This window comes from Limimaricola variabilis, from assembly GCF_034371605.1.
Lineage (GTDB): Bacteria > Pseudomonadota > Alphaproteobacteria > Rhodobacterales > Rhodobacteraceae > Limimaricola > Limimaricola variabilis.
Map to the genome: position 1 here is coordinate 3,144,843 of NZ_CP139691.1, position 16,229 is coordinate 3,161,071.

A 16,229-nucleotide genomic window follows, 5' to 3' on the forward strand; every position below is an offset into this window, starting at 1 on the left:
TCATGCGCCGACCTCCGACAGCAGGGTCTCAAGCCGCTTCTCGTCGACGCGCGCCACGACGCGGCCGTCGATCATCGCGGCGGGGCCGGTGGCGCAAAGACCGAGGCAGTAGACCGGCTCCAGCGTCACGCCGCCATCGGAGGTGGTGCCGTGCCAGTCGACGCCGAGCCGGGCCTTGGCCGCGGCCTCGACGCCGTGACCGCCACGAGCCTGGCAGGCCTCGGCACGGCAGATCTTGACCATGTGGCGGCCCGCCGGCTCCTCGCGGAAGTCGTGGTAGAAGCTGACCACGCCATGCACCTCGGCGCGGCTGATGTTCAGCCCCTCGGCGATGATCGGCAGCGCTTCCTGCGGCACGTAGCCCCATTCGGCCTGCACCGCGTGCAGGATCGGCAGAAGCGGCCCTTCGAAGGTCGCGTGATCCGCGAGGATCGCCCCAAGGCGCGCCTCCAGATCGACGGGGGCTGGCGGTGTCGGCATCGGCTGGCTCCTCCTCGAGTCGTCCGCGCATACAACTGCATGCTCACGCCCCGGATCAATATCGCTATTCCGTGCCGCGATAGAGAGATCCTATCAATCCCGGTCGAAGCGCTTCGCCTCGGCCAGCAGGGCCGCCAAGAGCGGTGTGTGCGGCTCGCGCCACGGGGCGATCAGCCCGATCTCATGTGCCGCATCCGGCGCGCCAAGCGGCCGCGCCACCAATGGCTGACCCTGCAGGAAGATCGCCGCCGCCCGTTCGGGCAGGATGGTGATCCAGCCCGAGTTCAGCACGTGGGAAATCAGCACGATGGTCGAGTTGGTCTCGATCCTCGGCTCCGCAGCGACACCGGCGGCGGCGAGGTGGCCCGCGATGATCCGGCGGTTCTGCATGTCGGGCGTCAGCAGGCACAGATCCGCCCCGGCGAGATCGGCCCAGCGCAGCCGCGACCGCTCGGCGAGCGGCGCGTCGCGCCGCATCACGGCGACGTAGCGCTCGGTATAGAGCGGGACGGTGACGACACGACCCAGCGGTTCGTTGTCGAGATAGCCTATCCCGGCATCGGCCTCGTGATCCTCGATCGCGGCGAGAAGCTGGGTGGTGGTGGCCGAACGCACGGAGAAGCGCAGCGCCGGATGCGCCACGGCAAAACGTCCGGTGAGCTGGGCCACCGCGCCAAGCGCCGTGGGGATGACGGCCAGCCGCAGCACCCCGGTGAGCCCCTCGCGCGCGGCGCGCAGCTCTTCCTTCATGCCGCGCACGTCGCCGGAAATCCGTCGGGCCCAGTCGAGCACCCGCTCGCCCTCGGGCGTCAGCCCCTGAAAGCGCGAGCCGCGCCGCACCAGCATCACCCCCAGCTGGTCCTCCAGCTGGCGGATCGCGGCCGAGAGCGTCGGTTGCGTCACGCCCATCGCCTCCGCGGCGCGGCCGAAATGCCTGGCCTTGGCCAGCGCGAGGAACATCTCCAGCCGGTCGATCATCCCAGCGCCCCCGTGCCATGGCGAAGCAGGACGGGCACCACCAGTTCCTCCTCGTCGACGAGGTGGCGGTCGAGAAAGCCCTCGAAGCCGGACAGCCGTTCGGCGAAGCCTGCCGCCTCGCCGCGCATTCGAGCCGGGGCGGACGCCTGACCGATCAGCCCGTTGGCCGCATCGACGAAGCGCTCCAGATGGCCGTCCAGCGCGTGGTGGTCGCCGTCGAGCAGGGCGAAGCCGGCCTCGAGCCGGGGCTCCATCCGCGCGAGGCGCGGAAAGTAATGCGCATCCTCGATGCCGTGATGCCCGTGCAGGTCGCCGACGAGCCGCCCGCCCAGCTGGGACAGCACGGCCGCGAAACGGGCCGGATCGGCGCCGTCGGCAGCGGCCTCGGTCTCGCGGGCGAGGATCGCCAGCATTTCGCGGAACGCGAGGTGCTTCGACAGCCAGAACCGTACCAGCCCGTCGAAGCCGGGATCCCCCTCCCAGCCGGCGCGCGGATAGTCGTCGAGCAGTACACGCAGGGCGTCCGGCAGGCCCTCGCGCCGACCGAGGGCGAGGGTGGAATCGGGGGTATCGTCGGGCATGGCCAAGGCCTCCTTCGGGCCCGAACCTATGCTTTCATGCAGGCCGGGGGGAGGGGGCGTCCGACATCTTTGCGGCGAACTTCGCAGGGCGTGTCGTCACGTTTTGCGGAGCGAGATCCCGCCGGAGTGATGCGATCTTGCTGGAACGGGCGCGCCCCGGCAATCAACTGCCGCCGCAAGGGGCGGAAAATCAACAATCCGTCGAGATGCTTGCCTGACGCGGCGGAAATCCGGCGCCTGCCATGTCGCTTGGTCAATCGCCGATAAGTCTTGCATTGCGCGGCATGTCGCAAAAGGATCGTGCCACAACCACGCCCGCAAAGGGCGGACGTCCATCCGGCGCGAAGCTCTCGCGCCTCAGACACAGGGATGACCTCATGACCTTGAAGACCCGCCATCTCGCCGGTGCGGCGCTGATCGCCATTGCCGGCGCCGCCCATGCCGAGAGCCACGCGATGATGGAGCACCCCGAGACCGGGGAGAAGCTCGCCGCAGACCAGACCTTCACCTATCGCGTGCTCGATGAATTCCCGTCGATCGACCCCAACCTCATCGAGGATGTCGAGGGCTCGGCGATCGGCCGCAACCTGTTCGAAGGCCTGATGAACCAGGACGAGAAGGGCGAAGTGGTGCCGGGCGTGGCCACCGGCTACGAGGTCTCCGAGGACGGCATGACCTACACCTTCACCCTGCGCGACGACGCCAAGTGGTCGAACGGCGAGCCGGTGACCGCGAAGGACTTCGTCTACTCCTGGCAGCGCGCCGCCGACCCGGCGACCGCCTCCGAGTACCAGTGGTACATGGGCCTGATGAAGATCGCCAATGTCGACGAGGTGATCGCCGGCGACAAGGAGCCCTCCGAGCTCGGCGTGAAGGCCGTGGACGACCACACCCTCGAGGTGACACTGTCGCAGCCGCTGCCCTACTTCCCGCAGATGGTGACCCACACCACCACCTTCCCGGTGCCGCAGTCGGTGATCGAAGAGCATGGTGACGCCTGGACCCAGCCCGGCAACATGGTGTCGAACGGCGCCTACGTGCTCGAGGACCGCGTCCCGCAGGAATATATCACGCTCAAGAAGAACCCCGAGTACTGGGATGCCGAGAACGTCATCATCGAAGAGGTGAAGGCGCTCATCATCAACGACGAGAACCAGGCGCTGACCCGCTATCTCGCCGGCGAGTTCGACCAGACCGACGTGCCCGCGGGCCAGTTCCCGCGTCTGGCGGAAGAGTATCCCGCGCAGGCGATCTCGGTGCCGAACCTGTGCACCTACTACTACAATCTGAACGTCTCCGACTCCGGTCCCGAGGCGCTCAAGGATCCGAAGGTGCGCGAGGCGCTCTACCTCGCCATCGATCGTGACGTGGTCGTCGACAACGTCATCGCAGGCGGCCAGAAACCGGCCTACACCCTGACCCATTGGGCCACCGCTGGCTTCGAAGTGCCCGCCGTCGAGGCGGCGCAGATGACCCAGCAGGAGCGCAACGCCAAGGCGCAGGAACTGCTGGCCGAGGCCGGTTACGGCAAGGATGGCGAGCCGCTCTCCTTCGACCTGCTCTACAACACCTCCGAGTCGCACAAGCAGGTGGCCACCGCGATCGGCCAGATGTGGAAGCAGACGCTGGGCGTCGAGATCTCGATGGCCAACATGGAGTGGCAGACCTTCCTCGAGGAGCGTCACAACAAGAACTACGAGATCGCCCGTGCCGGCTGGTGCGCCGACTACAACGAGGCGTCGTCCTTCCTCGACATCATGGACTCGGGTTCGTCCTACAACGACTCCGGCTTCAACAATGCCGATTATGACGGGCTGCTGGCCGAGGCGAAGACCGCCGAGGATCCGCTGCCGCTCTACACCCAGGCCGAGGAGATCCTGACCGAGGAGTTCCCGATCCTGCCGATCTACCACTACGCGACGGTGTTCATGATGGACGACGCCATCAAGGGCTACCCGCTCGAGAACGCGCAGGACAACTGGTACGCCAAGGACCTCTACCGCGTCGCCGCGGAGTAATCCCGGCCTGATTGATCATCGCGCCTCCCGCCTTCGCGGGGGGCGCGACCCATTTCCGCCCGAGGCGGAACCGAGGTATCATCCCCCATGCTGAATTATGTCCTCAGGCGCGTCGCGGTCGCGATCCCGACCCTGCTTCTGCTGATCGTGATCTCCTTCGCGCTGATGTATGCCGCCCCCGGCGGCCCGTTCAATTCCGAGCGCCCGCTGCCCGCGCAGGTCATGGCCAACATCGAGGCCCGCTACGGTCTTGATCAGCCTTACTGGAAGCAGATGTTCGACTATGTCTGGAACGTCGTCGTGCATTTCGACTTCGGGCCCTCCTTCCAGTACCGCGACCGCACCGTCAACGACGTGATCGCGCAGGGTTTCCCGGTGACGCTCACCTACGGGTTCTGGAGCTTTATCGTGGCGCTGGTGGTCGGCGTCTCGCTCGGCACCGCCGCGGCGATCCGGCACAATTCCTGGCTCGACTACCTCGCCGTCGGCATCTCGATCGGCGCGCAGGTGCTGCCGAACTTCGTCATGGCGCCGATCCTGGTGCTGGTCTTCACGCTCTGGCTCGGCTGGCTGCCGGGCGGCGGCTGGCAGGGCGGGCAGATCGAGTACGTGATCCTGCCGGTGATCGCGCTGTCGACCTCCTACATGGCCTCGATCGCGCGGATCACGCGCTCCTCGATGCTCGAGGTGCTGAACGCCGGCTTCATCCGGACGGCCCGCGCCAAGGGGCTGCCGACCAGCCGCATCATCCTGCGCCACGCGCTCAAGCCGACGATGCTGCCGGTGCTGTCCTATCTCGGGCCCGCCTTCGTCGGCATGATCACCGGCTCGGTGATCATCGACGTGTTCTTCTCGACCGGTGGGATCGGGCAGTTCTTCGTCAACTCCGCCTTCAACCGCGACTACTCGGTGATCATGGGGATCACCATCCTGGTCGGCGTGCTGACGGTGCTGTTCAACCTCGTGGTCGACCTGCTCTACGCCTGGATCGACCCGAAGATCCGTTATTGAGGAGGGGTCACATGTCGCTCAATCCCGATCCCGACACCGCCGACCGCCTGCTCGACGCGCATGCCGCGGCAGAGGTGAAGGGCCGCTCGCTGTGGCAGGACGCGCGGACCCGCTTCATGCGCAACCGCGCCGCCGTCGCCGGTCTCGTGGCGCTGATCGCGGTCTGCATCTTTGCCTTCTTCGGCGGCTTCCTGGCGCAGTACGAACCCGACTACGTCGATTTCGCGCTGATCGGCTCGAACGCGACGCAGGGCGTCCCCTCGCTGGAGACGGGCCACTATTTCGGCACCGATTCCAGCGGCCGCGACCTCTATGCGCGCACCGTGCAGGGCACGCGGATCTCGCTTCTCGTCGGCATCGTCGGCGCCGCCGTCGCGGTGGTGGTCGGCACGCTCTACGGCGCGATCGCGGGCTATGCCGGCGGGCGGACCGACGGGGCGATGATGCGCACCGTCGATATCCTGATGTCGGTGCCCTACATGTTCGTGCTGATCCTGATGCTGGTCATCTTCGGCCGCTCGATCCTGATGCTGTTCATCGGCATTGGCCTGATCTCCTGGCTCGACATGTCGCGCATCGCGCGCGGCCAGACCCTGACCATCAAGGGCAAGGAATTCGTCGAGGCGGCGCATGCCACCGGCGTGCGGCCCCTGACCATCATCCTGCGCCATATCGTGCCGAACCTGCTCGGTCTGGTCATCGTCTACGCCACCCTGCTGGTGCCGCAGATGATCATCACCGAGAGCTTCATCAGCTTCCTCGGCCTCGGCATCCAGGAGCCCAACACCTCGCTCGGCGCGCTGATCTCAAATGGCGCGAGCAACATGCAATACGGCGTGATCTGGCAGCTTGCCTTCCCGCTGTTCTTCTTCGTGGTCACGCTGTTCGCCTTCTTCTTCGTCGGCGACGGCCTGCGCGACGCACTCGATCCCAAGGACCGCTGATGGCACTTCTCGATATCGAAGACCTGCGCGTCACCTTCACCACCGGCGACGGCGAGGTGAACGCCGTCAACGGCGTCTCCTTCTCGATCGAGGAGGGCGAGACCCTCGCCATCGTCGGTGAGAGCGGCTCGGGCAAGAGCCAGACTGCCTTCGCCGCGATGGGCCTCCTGGCCCGCAACGGCCGCGCCACCGGGCAGATCCGCTATGACGGGCGCAACCTGCTGGAGCTCAAGCAGAAGGAACTGAACCGGGTGCGGTCCGAGGAGATCGGCATGATCTTCCAGGACCCGATGACCTCGCTCAATCCCTACATGCGGATCTCCGAGCAGATGGCCGAGGTGCTGACCCTGCACAAGGGCATGACCAAGCGCGACGCGATCGCCGAGGCCACCAAGATGCTCGACGCGGTGAAGATCCCCGACGCCGCGAACCGCATCACCATGTTCCCGCACGAGTTCTCGGGCGGGATGCGGCAGCGGATCATGATCGCCATGGCGCTTCTGTGCCAGCCGCGCCTGCTGATCGCGGACGAGCCGACCACCGCGCTCGACGTGACGGTGCAGGCGCAGATCATGGAGCTGATGGCCGAAATCCGGGCCGAGTTCGGCACCGCGATCATCCTGATCACCCATGACCTCGGCATCGTCGCCGACACCTGCGAGCGGACGCTGGTGATGTATGGCGGGCAGGTGATGGAAACCGGCCCGACCGATCAGCTGTTCGAGCGGCCGACCCATCCCTACACGCTGGGCCTGCTGCGCGCCGTGCCGCGGATCGACCGCGACGACGAGACGCTTTCGACCATCGCCGGCGAACCGCCGGACATGACCCGGCTGCCGAAAGGCTGCCCCTTCACGCCGCGCTGCGCCTGGGCGCATGGGCCGTGCCCGACGATCCGGCCCGAGCTGCTGCCCGCCGAGGGCTATCCGATGCTGCGCCGTGCCTGCCATGCCCCCGTCGAGGAGGTGAAGTGATGACCGATCCGAAGGACGACAAGTTCACCGAGGCCACCGGCCGCGACGAGGTCACCGATCCGGCCCCCGCCGCGCCGCCCGCCTCTGGCACGCCGGTGGCCACGCCGCCATCGCCCGAACCGGCAGGCATCGCCCACAGGGACGCGCCCGTCGCCTCCGAGGCCGACAATGGCGGGCGCCCCGACCGCACCGGCAAGCTCGCCCAGCCGATCCTGCGGGTCGAGGATCTGCGCGTGGCCTTCGACATCCGGCCGCGTGGCGCCTGGCCCTGGACCCCGTCGAAGAAGCTGCACGCCGTGGGCGGCATCAGCTTCGACCTCGCGCCGGGCGAAAGCCTCGGCGTCGTGGGCGAGAGCGGCTCGGGCAAGTCGACGCTGGCGCGCGCCATCGTCGGCACCATCGCCTCGACCGGCGGACGGGTGATGTTCGAGGGTGAGGATCTCGCCGCGATGTCCGAACGCCAGCGCCGCGCCCATCGGCGCGACGTGCAGATGGTGTTCCAGGATCCGCTGGCCGCGCTTAACCCGCGCATGACGGTGGGTGACATCATCGCCGAGCCGCTGGTCACGCACGAGCCCAAGACGCCCCGCAAGGAGGTCCGCCGCCGGGTGGCCGAGCTGATGGAGCGGGTCGGTCTGCTGCCGAACCTCGTCAACCGCTACCCGCACGAGTTCTCGGGCGGGCAGTGCCAGCGGATCGGCATCGCCCGTGCGCTGATCCTCAAGCCCAAGCTGCTGATCTGCGACGAGCCGGTCTCGGCGCTCGACGTGTCGGTGCAGGCGCAGGTGGTGAACCTCCTGAAGGAGCTGCAGCGCGACATGGGACTGGCGATGATCTTCATCGCGCACGACCTGTCGGTGGTGAAGCACGTCTCCGACCGGATCGTGGTGATGTATCTGGGCCGGGTGATGGAGGTGGCGCGCTCCAAGGCGCTGGTCACCAATCCCGAGCACCCCTACACGCAAGCGCTGATCGCCTCCGTGCCGATCCCGGACCCGGTGCTGGAGCGTCAGCGCCAGCGCCCGGTGCTGGGCGGCGAACTGCCCTCGCCGATGAGCCCGCCCTCGGGTTGCGTGTTCCGGACCCGTTGCCCCAAGGCGCGTCCCGACTGTGCCGAAGGCCTGCCGCCGATGCTCGACCTGGGGAACGGTCACCGCGTGGCCTGTCCCTACCATAAGGAGCCCAGCGTGCTCGACGCCGCGCGGCGGATGGCGGGCTGACCGGCCTGCACGTTACCCCGCTTACCTGATGCGAACAAAGCCGCGCGGCATGACGCCGCGCGGCTTTGTCATGCCGGGCGCCCTTCGGCCGATCGAGACAGGCCCACCTCCCCGCAAGGCGCGGATGGACCCTTCGACGCGGGCGAGTTCTACGAGTTGGAAATGGGGAGAGTGGCGCTCAGAGGCTCTTAGCCATGCGCCAGGGCGCCGCGCGCGGCGGCGATCAGCTGGTCCGGGTCATAGGGCTTCTGCACGCAGCTATAGGCGGCGAAGCCCGGCGACAGCCCGGCCTTGGCGTAGCCGGTCGCGAAGACGAAGGGGATGCCCCGGGTCTTGAGCCATTCGGCCAGCGGATAGCTCGTCTCGTTGCCCAGATTGACGTCGATGATGGCGAGGTCAATCTCGGACTCGCGGGCGATCTGCATCGCCTCGTTCAGCCGCATCGCGACGATGACGGCGCAGCCTGCCTCGCTCAGCACGTCCTCGCCGAGCATGGCAAGGATGCTCTCGTCTTCGACGAAGAGCACCCTCGCGCCATCTAGTTCGTTTCTAACCACGCGGTGCACCGGTAACGGGGGTGAGCACGACCGGGTCGGGCAGGGGCGGCACCATCATGCTGATGCGGCAGGTCAGCCCCTCGGGCGGGAACTCGACCGTGGCGGCGCCACCGAACTCCATCGCGATCTGCCGTTCGATCAGCCGCAGGCCGAAGCCGCGCTTTTCGGGCTTGCCGATGCGGGGACCACCGCGCTCGACCCAGTCGAGTGTCAGCCGGGTGCCGTCGCCGGCATCAGGCTCGGCCGACCATTCCAGCGTGACCTGCCCGCCCTCGCTGGACAGCGCGCCGTAGCGCAGCGCGTTGGTGCCCAGCTCGTGCAGCGCCATCGACAGGCTGACCGCGACCTTGGGGTGCAGGGCGATGTCGGGCCCGGTGGCGGTAATCCGGCCCGGCGCCAGCGTTTCGATCGCGGCATCGGCGATCTCCCGCAGCGAGGCCTGCGCCCAAGCCGTCTCGGTCAGCACGTTGTGCGCGCGCGACAGCGTGGTCAGCCGCCCCGAGAACCGCTCGAAGGTTTCGGGATCGGTGCCCTTGAAGGTCTGCCAGGCGATCGACTGCACGGTGGCGAGGGTGTTCTTCACCCGGTGGTTCAACTCGTTGACCAGCAGCCGCTGCCGCTCGCCGGCCCGCTTCTCCTCGGAGATATCGCGCACTTCGATGATCGTGCCGATGGTCTGGCTTTCCTCGTCGCGGATCGGGCTGGCGGTGAAGCCGACCGGGTAGAAATGTCCGTCGCGGTGGACGAAGATTTCTTCGCCTTGGGTCTGGTTGTGCTCGGGAAATGCGCGGTCGATGGCGCATTCATGCAGCGGGAAGTGCCGGCCGTCGGGATAGGTGTGGTGGATGATGTCATGCAGCGGCTTGTCGAGCGCCACGACCTCTTCCAGCGTCCAGCCGGTCAGAAGTTCGGCGGCGCGGTTCATGTAGACGCATTGTTGCCGGTCATCCATCAGGAAGATCGAGACGCTGGCATTGTTGAGCACGGCATGGAGCCGCCGCTGGGCATCGTCGAGGGGGCGCGCTTGCAGTTTTTGCATAAGGAATCGAGTCTCCGTCTGTCGCGCGGTCAGTTGACCCTGCCAGCGCGGCGCCGGCGCTGCCAGAGGCCATTTCCCGGCAATCTAGCGCGCGACGCCTGTCGGCAACACTGACGGGCCGTCACAATCATGGCTCAGCTGCCCACCATCCGGCCCCAGAGATCGTACTCTCCGGCCTCGTCGACCTGCACGGTGAGCATGTCGCCGGGCTTGAGAATCTCGTGGCCGTCATCGATGAACAGGTTGCCGTCGATCTCGGGCGCATCGGCCATGGTACGGCAGGTCGCGGCCTCCTCGTCGACTTCGTCGACGATGACCTGCAGGTGGCGGCCGACCTTGGCCTGAAGCTTGGCCTCGGAGATCGCCTGCGCCTTTTGCATGAAGCGTTCCCAGCGCTCCTGCTTGACCGCGTCGGGGACATGGTCGGGCAGGTCGTTGGAGCGGGCGCCGGCAACGTTCTCGTACTGGAAGCAGCCGACACGGTCGAGCTGCGCCTCGTCAAGCCAGTCGAGCAGGTACTCGAACTCGGCCTCGGTCTCGCCGGGATAGCCGACGATGAAAGTCGACCGCAGGGTGATGTCCGGGCACATCGCGCGCCAGGCCGCGATCTCGTCGAGCGTCTTTGCGGACGCGGCGGGCCGGGCCATGCGCTTGAGCACGTCCGGGTGGCCGTGCTGGAACGGGATGTCGAGATAGGGCAGCAGGCCCGAGGACGGATCCGCCATCAGCGGGATCAGGTCGCGCACATGCGGGTAGGGGTAGACGTAGTGCAGCCGCACCCAGGCACCGAGCGAGCCCAGATCGCGCGCCAGATCGGTGATATGGGCGCGGTGGCCGCGCTCCTCGGCATGGCGGATATCGAGGCCGTAGGCGGAGGTGTCCTGGCTGATCACCAGGAGCTCGCGTACGCCCGCTTCCACCAGTTTCTCGGCCTCGCGCATCACCGCGTGCGCCGGGCGCGACTGCAGCCGTCCCCGCATGTCGGGGATGATGCAGAACTTGCACTTGTGGTTGCAGCCCTCGGAGATTTTCAGATAGCTGAAATGCCTCGGCGTCAGCGACACGCCAGAGGCCGGCAGCAGGTCGATGAAGGGGTCGGGCGCCGGCGGCACCGCGCCGTGCACGGCGTCGAGCACCTGCTCGTATTGATGCGGGCCGGTCACGGCGAGGACGCGCGGATGCGTGCCGGTGATGTAGTCGGGCTCAGCCCCGAGACAGCCGGTGACGATCACCTTGCCGTTCTCCTTAAGCGCCTCGCCGATGGCATCGAGGCTCTCGGCCTTGGCGCTGTCGAGAAAGCCGCAGGTGTTGACGATCACCGCGTCGGCCCCGGCATAGTCGGGCGAGATGGCGTAGCCCTCGGCCCGGAGCCGGGTCAGGATGCGCTCGCTGTCCACGAGCGCCTTGGGGCAGCCAAGCGACACCATGCCGATGGTCGGCTGGCCGATGCGGGGACTGTCGACGAGGCGCGCCTTGGGGGCGAGGTCGGGGCGGAGATTCGGCGGGTTCTGCATCCGGCGCCAGATAAAGGCTCTCAGCCCGTCTGGGAAGCCCTTCCGTTCTCGGCCCGCCGGATCGTGATGGACTTCCACAGGAAGGCGGCGATGAAGATCAGCGTGAGCCCGAGGATGATCGTCGGTGCCGGCGCGCTGTCGATCCAGAAGCTGGCATAGATGCCGCCCCAGCTTGCCACCAGCGTCACCGCCACGGCGACGGCGAGCATCGCCCCGAAGCGTCGCGTGACGAGGAAGGCGATCGCCCCCGGCGCGATCAGCAGGCCGATGGCGAGGATGATGCCGACCGCCGAGAGCGTCGAGACGATGGTCAGCGAGAGGAGCGCCAGCAGGCCGTAATGGAACAGCGCCACCGGCAGCCCCAGCGCGCGTGCATGTGCGGCGTCGAAGGCGTGCAGCATCAGGTCCCGCCATCGGACGAGCAGCGCGAGGCTGACCAGCCCGCCGACGATGCCGGCCGTCCACAGGTCCTGCGCGTCGATGCCGAGCATGTTGCCGAACAGGATGTGATCGAGATGCACCTCGCTCTCGATCCAAGTGTAGAGCACCAGCCCCATGCCGAACATGCCGGAGAAGACGACGCCCATTACCGTGTCCTGCTTGATCCGGCTGTGATCGGTGAGAAAGCCGGTGGCCAGCGCGCAGGCCATGCCGGCGACGAAGGCACCGATCAGCAGCGGGATGTTGAGGATGTAGGCCAGCACGATGCCGGGCAGCACCGCGTGGCTGACGGCGTCGCCCATCAGCGACCAGCCCTTGAGCACCAGAAAGCACGACAGCAGCGCGCAGGGCACGGCGATCATCCCGCCGATGATGAAGGCGTCGCGCATGAAGTCGAGCTGGAAGGGAAGAAGGAGGTCGTTCATAGCGCCGCCCTCGCGCGGGCCCGCGCCGCCAGCCAGCCATGCTTGGGCGCGAAAACGAAGGCCAGAAGGAAGATCAGCGTCTGCAGCGTGATGATGATGCCCCCCGTCGCGCCGTCGAGGAAGAAGGAGACATAGGCACCGACGAAGCTCGTCACCGAGCCCAGCGCCACGGCGATCATGATCAGTCGCGGAAAGCGGTCGGTGAGCAGGTAGGCGGTGGCGCCGGGCGTCACCACCATGGCGATGACAAGGAACGCGCCCACGGTCTGCAGCGCGGCGACGCAGGCCGCCGAGAGCAGCACGAAGAAGACGAAGCGCAGCAGGCCGGGGCGCAGCCCGACCGAGCGGGCATGGGTCTCGTCGAAGAAGGCGACCATCAGATCCTTCCATTTCAGCAGCAGCACCGTCAGGCAGACCGCGCCGATGATGGCGAGCTGGAGCGTGTCCTCGGGCGTGATGGCGAGGATGTTGCCGAGGATGATGGTCTGCACGTCCACCGGCGTCGGCGAGACCGAGACCATGAACAGCCCCAGCCCGAAGAAGCCGGTGAAGATCAGGCCGATCACCGTGTCCTCCTTGAGGCCGGTGCGCTGGTTGAGGAACAGCATCGCGGCGGCGGCCAGCCCGCCCGAGAGGAACGCGCCCAGCGCGAAGGGCAGGCCGAGCATGTAGGCGCCCGCGACGCCCGGCACGATCGAATGCGAGAGCGCGTCGCCGATCAGCGACCATCCCTTGAGCATCAGATAGGCCGACAGGAAGGCACAGACCGCGCCGACGAGGGCCGAGACCCACATCGCGTTGAGCATGTAGCCATAGGTGAACGGCTGGGCGAGCGTCTCGATCATCGCTCGTCCCCGTTGCTGCCGCCGGTCTGCTGGCGGTCGTCGTAGAACACCAGCGGGCGCTCGTCGTCCGACAGGATCCGCAGTTTGCGGGCATCCTCGTCCTGGTGCAGCTCGGCGCCGCCCAGCACGAAGTGCCGCAGCACGCCGCCGAAGGCGCGCTCGAGGTTGTCGCGCGTGAACACCTCCCGGGTCGGGCCATGCGCCAGAACCGTGCCCTTCACGAGCACGGTGCGGTCACAGAACTCGGGCACCGAGCCGAGGTTGTGGGTCGAGACCAGCATCACCCGGCCCTCGTCGCGCAGCTCGCGCAGCAGGCGGATGATGGCCTCCTCGGTCTGCACGTCGACGCCGGTGAAAGGCTCGTCGAGGAGGATCACCCGCCCGTCCTGCGCCAGCGCGCGGGCGAGAAAGACCCGCTTGCGCTGGCCGCCCGACAGCTCGCCGATCTGGCGATGCCGGAAATCGGTCATGCCGACCCGCTCCAACGCCGAGGTGACGGCGGCGTGGTCTGCCGGGCGGGGACGACGCAAGAAGCCCATGCGGCCATAGCGGCCCATCATCACCACGTCCTCCACCAGCACCGGGAAGGACCAGTCGACCTCCTCGGCCTGCGGCACATAGGCCACCAGCCCGGCTTTCAGCGCTAGCTTGACCGGCTGGCCGAGGATCGAGATCGAGCCGCGAGCGAGCGGCAAAAAGCCCATGATCGCCTTGAACAGGGTGGATTTGCCCGCGCCATTGACGCCGACCAGCGCGGAGATCGTGCCGACGGGCAGCGCAAAGCTCGCCTCGCGCAGCGCCGTGACGCCGTTGCGGTAGGAGACGGTGACGCCCTCGGCGCTCAGCCCCGCACCGGCGCCTGTCGCGTGTTCGGGAAAGGCGCGGGCATCCATCATTCGCCCCCGTTCAAGCCGCGTGCGACGGTCTCGGTGGTGACGCGCAGCAACTCGAGATAGCTCGGCACCGGGCCGCCCTCCTCGGAGAGCGAATCGACGTAGAGCTCGCCGCCATAGGCCACGCCTGTTTCACGTGCGACCTGCTTGGCGGGGTCGGTGTTGACGGTGCTTTCGCAGAACACCGCCGGGATCTCGTGCTCGCGCACCCCGTCGATCACCTTGCGCACCTGCTGCGGCGTGCCGGTGGCGTCGGCGTTGATCGGCCAGAGATAGAGCTCGCGCAGCCCGAGGTCGCGGGCGAGGTAGCTGAACGCTCCTTCGCAGGAGACGAGCCAGCGCTTCTGCTCAGGGACCTTCTCGATCTCGGCCCGAAGCGGCTCGATCATCGCGGCAATCTCTTTCTTGTAGGCCTCGGCATTCGCCGCATAGGTCTCGGCGTTCTCCGGGTCGGCCTCGCTGAGCGCGTCGCGGATGTTGTCGACATAGATCGCGGCGTTGTCCGGGCTCATCCAGGCATGAGGGTTGGGCTTGCCCTCATAATTGCCGCCCGAGATCGAGATCGGCTCAATCCCCTCTGAGATCACCGCGGCAGGCCGGTCGCCGGCATTGTCGAGGAACTGCTCGAACCACAGCTCGAGGTTCAGCCCGTTCCACAGCACCAGATCGGCGTCGCGCACGCCGAGGATGTCGCGCGGGGTGGGCTGGTAGTTGTGGATCTCCGCGCCGGGCTTGGTGATCGACACGACCTCGGCCGCGTCCCCCGCGACGTTGCGCGCCATGTCGGCGATCACGGTGAAACTCGTCGCCACCTTGAGCTTGTCTTCGGCGGCGGCGGGCAGGGCGATAGCCGTCAGGCCGAGGGCGAGAAGGGACGATAGGCGCATCATGGTCTCCGGATGTCAGGAACTCTGCTCACGCTAAGATGCGAACCATTCGCAAGAAGTCAACTGGATTGAGAATAATTCTCAACTAAGCTCGAGTCCTGCCCGGCTGGCCGGCAGCCTTGAGAGGGCGACATTGGCCGGGTAGGGCAGGTCACATGCAGGATTTCGTCCTTCCCCACGATCCGCGCTGGTCCGATCTCTACCACGCCGAGGCGACGGCCATCCGGGCGGCGCTGCCGGGGATGAAGATCATACTGCACCATATCGGCAGCACCGCGATTCCCGGCATCCGTGCCAAGCCGGTCATCGACCTGCTCGGAGAAGACGCGGAGCTGCGGGCGTTGGAGGACCGGAATGGGGCCTTGATGGCGCTGGGCTACGAGGCGCTCGGCGCGCATGGCATCGCGGGCCGACGGTACTTTCTCAAATCCGACGGGGCGGGGCAGCGCACGTATCACCTGCATGTCTACGCGGTGGGGGATCCGCATGTCGCGCGGCACATCGCCTTTCGCGACTACCTGCGCCAGCATCCCGGGCGGGCGGCGGAGTATGACCGGCTGAAGGCCCGGCTGACCCGCGGCGGGGTCTCATCGCGCGAGGCCTATCAGAGCGGCAAGGCACCCTTCATCGCGCGGATCGAGGCCGAGGCGCTGGCGTGGTCCCGACGGAAATGACGCCGCGCCCGGCTCCGGTCCCGCAACGAAAAAGGGGCTGCCCGACGGCAGCCCCTTCGTGATCGGCCTGGAACCGATGGTCTCAGCGCCGACGGTCGCGGCGCGAGGACATCGGCTGGAAGGCGACGCCGACATGCGCTTCGCAATAGGGTTTGCCTGATTGCGTCGGCAGGCCGCAGAACCAGAAATTGTCGGTGGCGGGATCGCCCACCGGCCATTTGCAGGTCTTCTCGGTCAGCTCCATCAGCGTCAGCTTCTTGGCGCCCTTTTCCACTTCGGAGACCTTGGCCAGCGCCTCGGGGCTGATCTCGTTGGCCGAAGGCTGCGGCGGCAGCGGCTGGCCGGCCGGGATGATGGCGCGACGCGCCGCGCTCATCGGGATCGGCGCGTCCTCGGCCTCCTCGGCCTGCGCGGCGGGCTCGGGCGCAGGCTGCGGCGCGGGCTCCGGCCGCGCGGCGGCGGGGGCGGAGGGCTGCGCCGGGGCAGCGCTCGGCTGCGGTGCCGGGCTGGGCTGCGGGGCTACGCCGGTACGGTTCGACAGGCCGAGCCTGTGAACCTTGCCGATCACCGCGTTGCGCGTCACGCCGCCCAGTTCCTTGGCGATCTGGCTCGCCGACTGGCCCTCGTTCCACATCTTCTTGAGCGTTTCGACGCGCTCGTCGGTCCAGGACATGCAATGCCTCCGATCGGTTGGGCGGTGGCCCGCCGTTTCAGTTGCGACGTGCCGATTTACCCGGCTCTGCCGAGC

General features: G+C 67.5%; 17 protein-coding genes. 6 read left to right on the forward strand and 11 right to left on the reverse strand.

The annotated features are described in order from the left end of the window. From T8T21_RS15650 to T8T21_RS15660, 3 genes are all read right to left on the reverse strand, one after another. Window positions 1-480: a formate dehydrogenase subunit gamma gene (locus tag T8T21_RS15650; RefSeq protein ID WP_322336270.1), complete on the reverse strand. Its 480-nt coding sequence runs from the start codon at window positions 478-480 to the stop codon at window positions 1-3. A 93-nt stretch (window positions 481-573) separates the two neighbouring features. Continuing rightward, a complete protein-coding gene (locus T8T21_RS15655) occupies window positions 574-1,458 on the reverse strand; it encodes a LysR family transcriptional regulator (RefSeq protein WP_322336271.1) in 885 nt (294 codons plus the stop codon). After that, window positions 1,455-2,039 (reverse strand): hemerythrin domain-containing protein, encoded by a 585-nt coding sequence (locus tag T8T21_RS15660; RefSeq protein ID WP_322336272.1) that lies wholly within the window; start codon window positions 2,037-2,039, stop codon window positions 1,455-1,457. The genes T8T21_RS15655 and T8T21_RS15660 overlap by 4 nt, the downstream gene beginning before the upstream one ends. Before the next feature lie 377 nt (window positions 2,040-2,416). On the opposite strand from T8T21_RS15660, the gene T8T21_RS15665 reads away from it, so the two are divergent. From T8T21_RS15665 to T8T21_RS15685, 5 genes are all read left to right on the forward strand, one after another. Continuing rightward, window positions 2,417-4,057, forward strand: coding sequence for a peptide ABC transporter substrate-binding protein (locus tag T8T21_RS15665; protein WP_322336273.1), 1,641 nt, complete (start codon window positions 2,417-2,419; stop codon window positions 4,055-4,057). An 87-nt stretch (window positions 4,058-4,144) separates the two neighbouring features. Continuing rightward, window positions 4,145-5,068, forward strand: coding sequence for an oligopeptide ABC transporter permease OppB (gene oppB / locus T8T21_RS15670; protein ID WP_322336274.1), 924 nt, complete (start codon window positions 4,145-4,147; stop codon window positions 5,066-5,068). 11 nt (window positions 5,069-5,079) lie between these two features. After that, window positions 5,080-6,012, forward strand: a complete 933-nt coding sequence (locus T8T21_RS15675) for an ABC transporter permease subunit (RefSeq protein WP_183470858.1) — start codon at window positions 5,080-5,082, stop codon at window positions 6,010-6,012. After that, window positions 6,012-6,986 (forward strand): oligopeptide/dipeptide ABC transporter ATP-binding protein, encoded by a 975-nt coding sequence (locus tag T8T21_RS15680; RefSeq protein ID WP_322336275.1) that lies wholly within the window; start codon window positions 6,012-6,014, stop codon window positions 6,984-6,986. The genes T8T21_RS15675 and T8T21_RS15680 overlap by 1 nt, the downstream gene beginning before the upstream one ends. Then, a complete protein-coding gene (locus T8T21_RS15685; RefSeq protein WP_322336276.1) occupies window positions 6,986-8,206 on the forward strand; it encodes an oligopeptide/dipeptide ABC transporter ATP-binding protein in 1,221 nt (406 codons plus the stop codon). Before T8T21_RS15680 ends, T8T21_RS15685 begins: the two co-directional genes overlap by 1 nt. 188 nt (window positions 8,207-8,394) lie before the next feature. On the opposite strand, the gene T8T21_RS15690 is transcribed toward T8T21_RS15685, so the two are convergent. The 7 genes from T8T21_RS15690 to T8T21_RS15720 all read right to left on the reverse strand — a co-directional run bounded on the left by T8T21_RS15690 (window position 8,395) and on the right by T8T21_RS15720 (window position 14,807). Beyond that, the gene (locus T8T21_RS15690; protein WP_183470854.1) at window positions 8,395-8,733 is read right to left on the reverse strand and encodes a response regulator; all 339 of its coding nucleotides are present in this window, start codon (window positions 8,731-8,733) and stop codon (window positions 8,395-8,397) included. 22 nt (window positions 8,734-8,755) lie between these two features. Beyond that, window positions 8,756-9,802, reverse strand: coding sequence for a sensor histidine kinase (locus T8T21_RS15695; RefSeq protein ID WP_322336277.1), 1,047 nt, complete (start codon window positions 9,800-9,802; stop codon window positions 8,756-8,758). 134 nt (window positions 9,803-9,936) lie between these two features. Then, the gene (gene rimO, locus T8T21_RS15700; protein WP_322336278.1) at window positions 9,937-11,316 is read right to left on the reverse strand and encodes a 30S ribosomal protein S12 methylthiotransferase RimO; all 1,380 of its coding nucleotides are present in this window, start codon (window positions 11,314-11,316) and stop codon (window positions 9,937-9,939) included. A 20-nt stretch (window positions 11,317-11,336) separates the two neighbouring features. Then, on the reverse strand, window positions 11,337-12,182 hold the full coding sequence (locus T8T21_RS15705) for a metal ABC transporter permease (protein ID WP_183470848.1): 846 nt from the start codon (window positions 12,180-12,182) through the stop codon (window positions 11,337-11,339). Continuing rightward, window positions 12,179-13,027 (reverse strand): metal ABC transporter permease, encoded by an 849-nt coding sequence (locus T8T21_RS15710; RefSeq protein ID WP_221188741.1) that lies wholly within the window; start codon window positions 13,025-13,027, stop codon window positions 12,179-12,181. Before T8T21_RS15710 ends, T8T21_RS15705 begins: the two co-directional genes overlap by 4 nt. Next, complete coding sequence (locus T8T21_RS15715) at window positions 13,024-13,920, reverse strand: manganese/iron ABC transporter ATP-binding protein (protein WP_322337508.1); 897 nt, start codon at window positions 13,918-13,920, stop codon at window positions 13,024-13,026. Before T8T21_RS15715 ends, T8T21_RS15710 begins: the two co-directional genes overlap by 4 nt. Further along, entirely contained in the window at window positions 13,920-14,807 is an 888-nt protein-coding gene (locus T8T21_RS15720; protein WP_183470846.1) for a metal ABC transporter substrate-binding protein, read from the reverse strand. The genes T8T21_RS15715 and T8T21_RS15720 overlap by 1 nt, the downstream gene beginning before the upstream one ends. Window positions 14,808-14,962: 155 nt before the next feature. Here T8T21_RS15720 and T8T21_RS15725 point away from each other — a divergent pair, with 155 nt between their 5' ends. Continuing rightward, entirely contained in the window at window positions 14,963-15,481 is a 519-nt protein-coding gene (locus tag T8T21_RS15725) for a GrpB family protein (protein WP_322336279.1), read from the forward strand. 82 nt (window positions 15,482-15,563) lie between these two features. Here T8T21_RS15725 and T8T21_RS15730 read toward each other — a convergent pair whose 3' ends face one another. Then, window positions 15,564-16,154 (reverse strand): GcrA family cell cycle regulator, encoded by a 591-nt coding sequence (locus tag T8T21_RS15730; RefSeq protein WP_322336280.1) that lies wholly within the window; start codon window positions 16,152-16,154, stop codon window positions 15,564-15,566. Window positions 16,155-16,229: the final 75 nt, after the last annotated feature.

Bases quoted from the DNA above. Each gene is read 5' to 3' on its own strand.
- T8T21_RS15695 (WP_322336277.1), bottom strand. From the start codon at position 9,802: ATGCAAAAACTGCAAGCGCGCCCCCTCGACGATGCCCAGCGGCGGCTC.
- oppB (WP_322336274.1), top strand. From the start codon at position 4,145: ATGCTGAATTATGTCCTCAGGCGCGTCGCGGTCGCGATCCCGACCCTG.
- T8T21_RS15710 (WP_221188741.1), bottom strand. From the start codon at position 13,027: ATGATCGAGACGCTCGCCCAGCCGTTCACCTATGGCTACATGCTCAAC.
- T8T21_RS15720 (WP_183470846.1), bottom strand. From the start codon at position 14,807: ATGCGCCTATCGTCCCTTCTCGCCCTCGGCCTGACGGCTATCGCCCTG.
- T8T21_RS15650 (WP_322336270.1), bottom strand. From the start codon at position 480: ATGCCGACACCGCCAGCCCCCGTCGATCTGGAGGCGCGCCTTGGGGCG.
- rimO (WP_322336278.1), bottom strand. From the start codon at position 11,316: ATGCAGAACCCGCCGAATCTCCGCCCCGACCTCGCCCCCAAGGCGCGC.
- T8T21_RS15730 (WP_322336280.1), bottom strand. From the start codon at position 16,154: ATGTCCTGGACCGACGAGCGCGTCGAAACGCTCAAGAAGATGTGGAAC.
- T8T21_RS15685 (WP_322336276.1), top strand. From the start codon at position 6,986: ATGACCGATCCGAAGGACGACAAGTTCACCGAGGCCACCGGCCGCGAC.
- T8T21_RS15715 (WP_322337508.1), bottom strand. From the start codon at position 13,920: ATGGATGCCCGCGCCTTTCCCGAACACGCGACAGGCGCCGGTGCGGGG.
- T8T21_RS15705 (WP_183470848.1), bottom strand. From the start codon at position 12,182: ATGAACGACCTCCTTCTTCCCTTCCAGCTCGACTTCATGCGCGACGCC.
- T8T21_RS15665 (WP_322336273.1), top strand. From the start codon at position 2,417: ATGACCTTGAAGACCCGCCATCTCGCCGGTGCGGCGCTGATCGCCATT.
- T8T21_RS15655 (WP_322336271.1), bottom strand. From the start codon at position 1,458: ATGATCGACCGGCTGGAGATGTTCCTCGCGCTGGCCAAGGCCAGGCAT.
- T8T21_RS15680 (WP_322336275.1), top strand. From the start codon at position 6,012: ATGGCACTTCTCGATATCGAAGACCTGCGCGTCACCTTCACCACCGGC.
- T8T21_RS15660 (WP_322336272.1), bottom strand. From the start codon at position 2,039: ATGCCCGACGATACCCCCGATTCCACCCTCGCCCTCGGTCGGCGCGAG.
- T8T21_RS15675 (WP_183470858.1), top strand. From the start codon at position 5,080: ATGTCGCTCAATCCCGATCCCGACACCGCCGACCGCCTGCTCGACGCG.
- T8T21_RS15725 (WP_322336279.1), top strand. From the start codon at position 14,963: ATGCAGGATTTCGTCCTTCCCCACGATCCGCGCTGGTCCGATCTCTAC.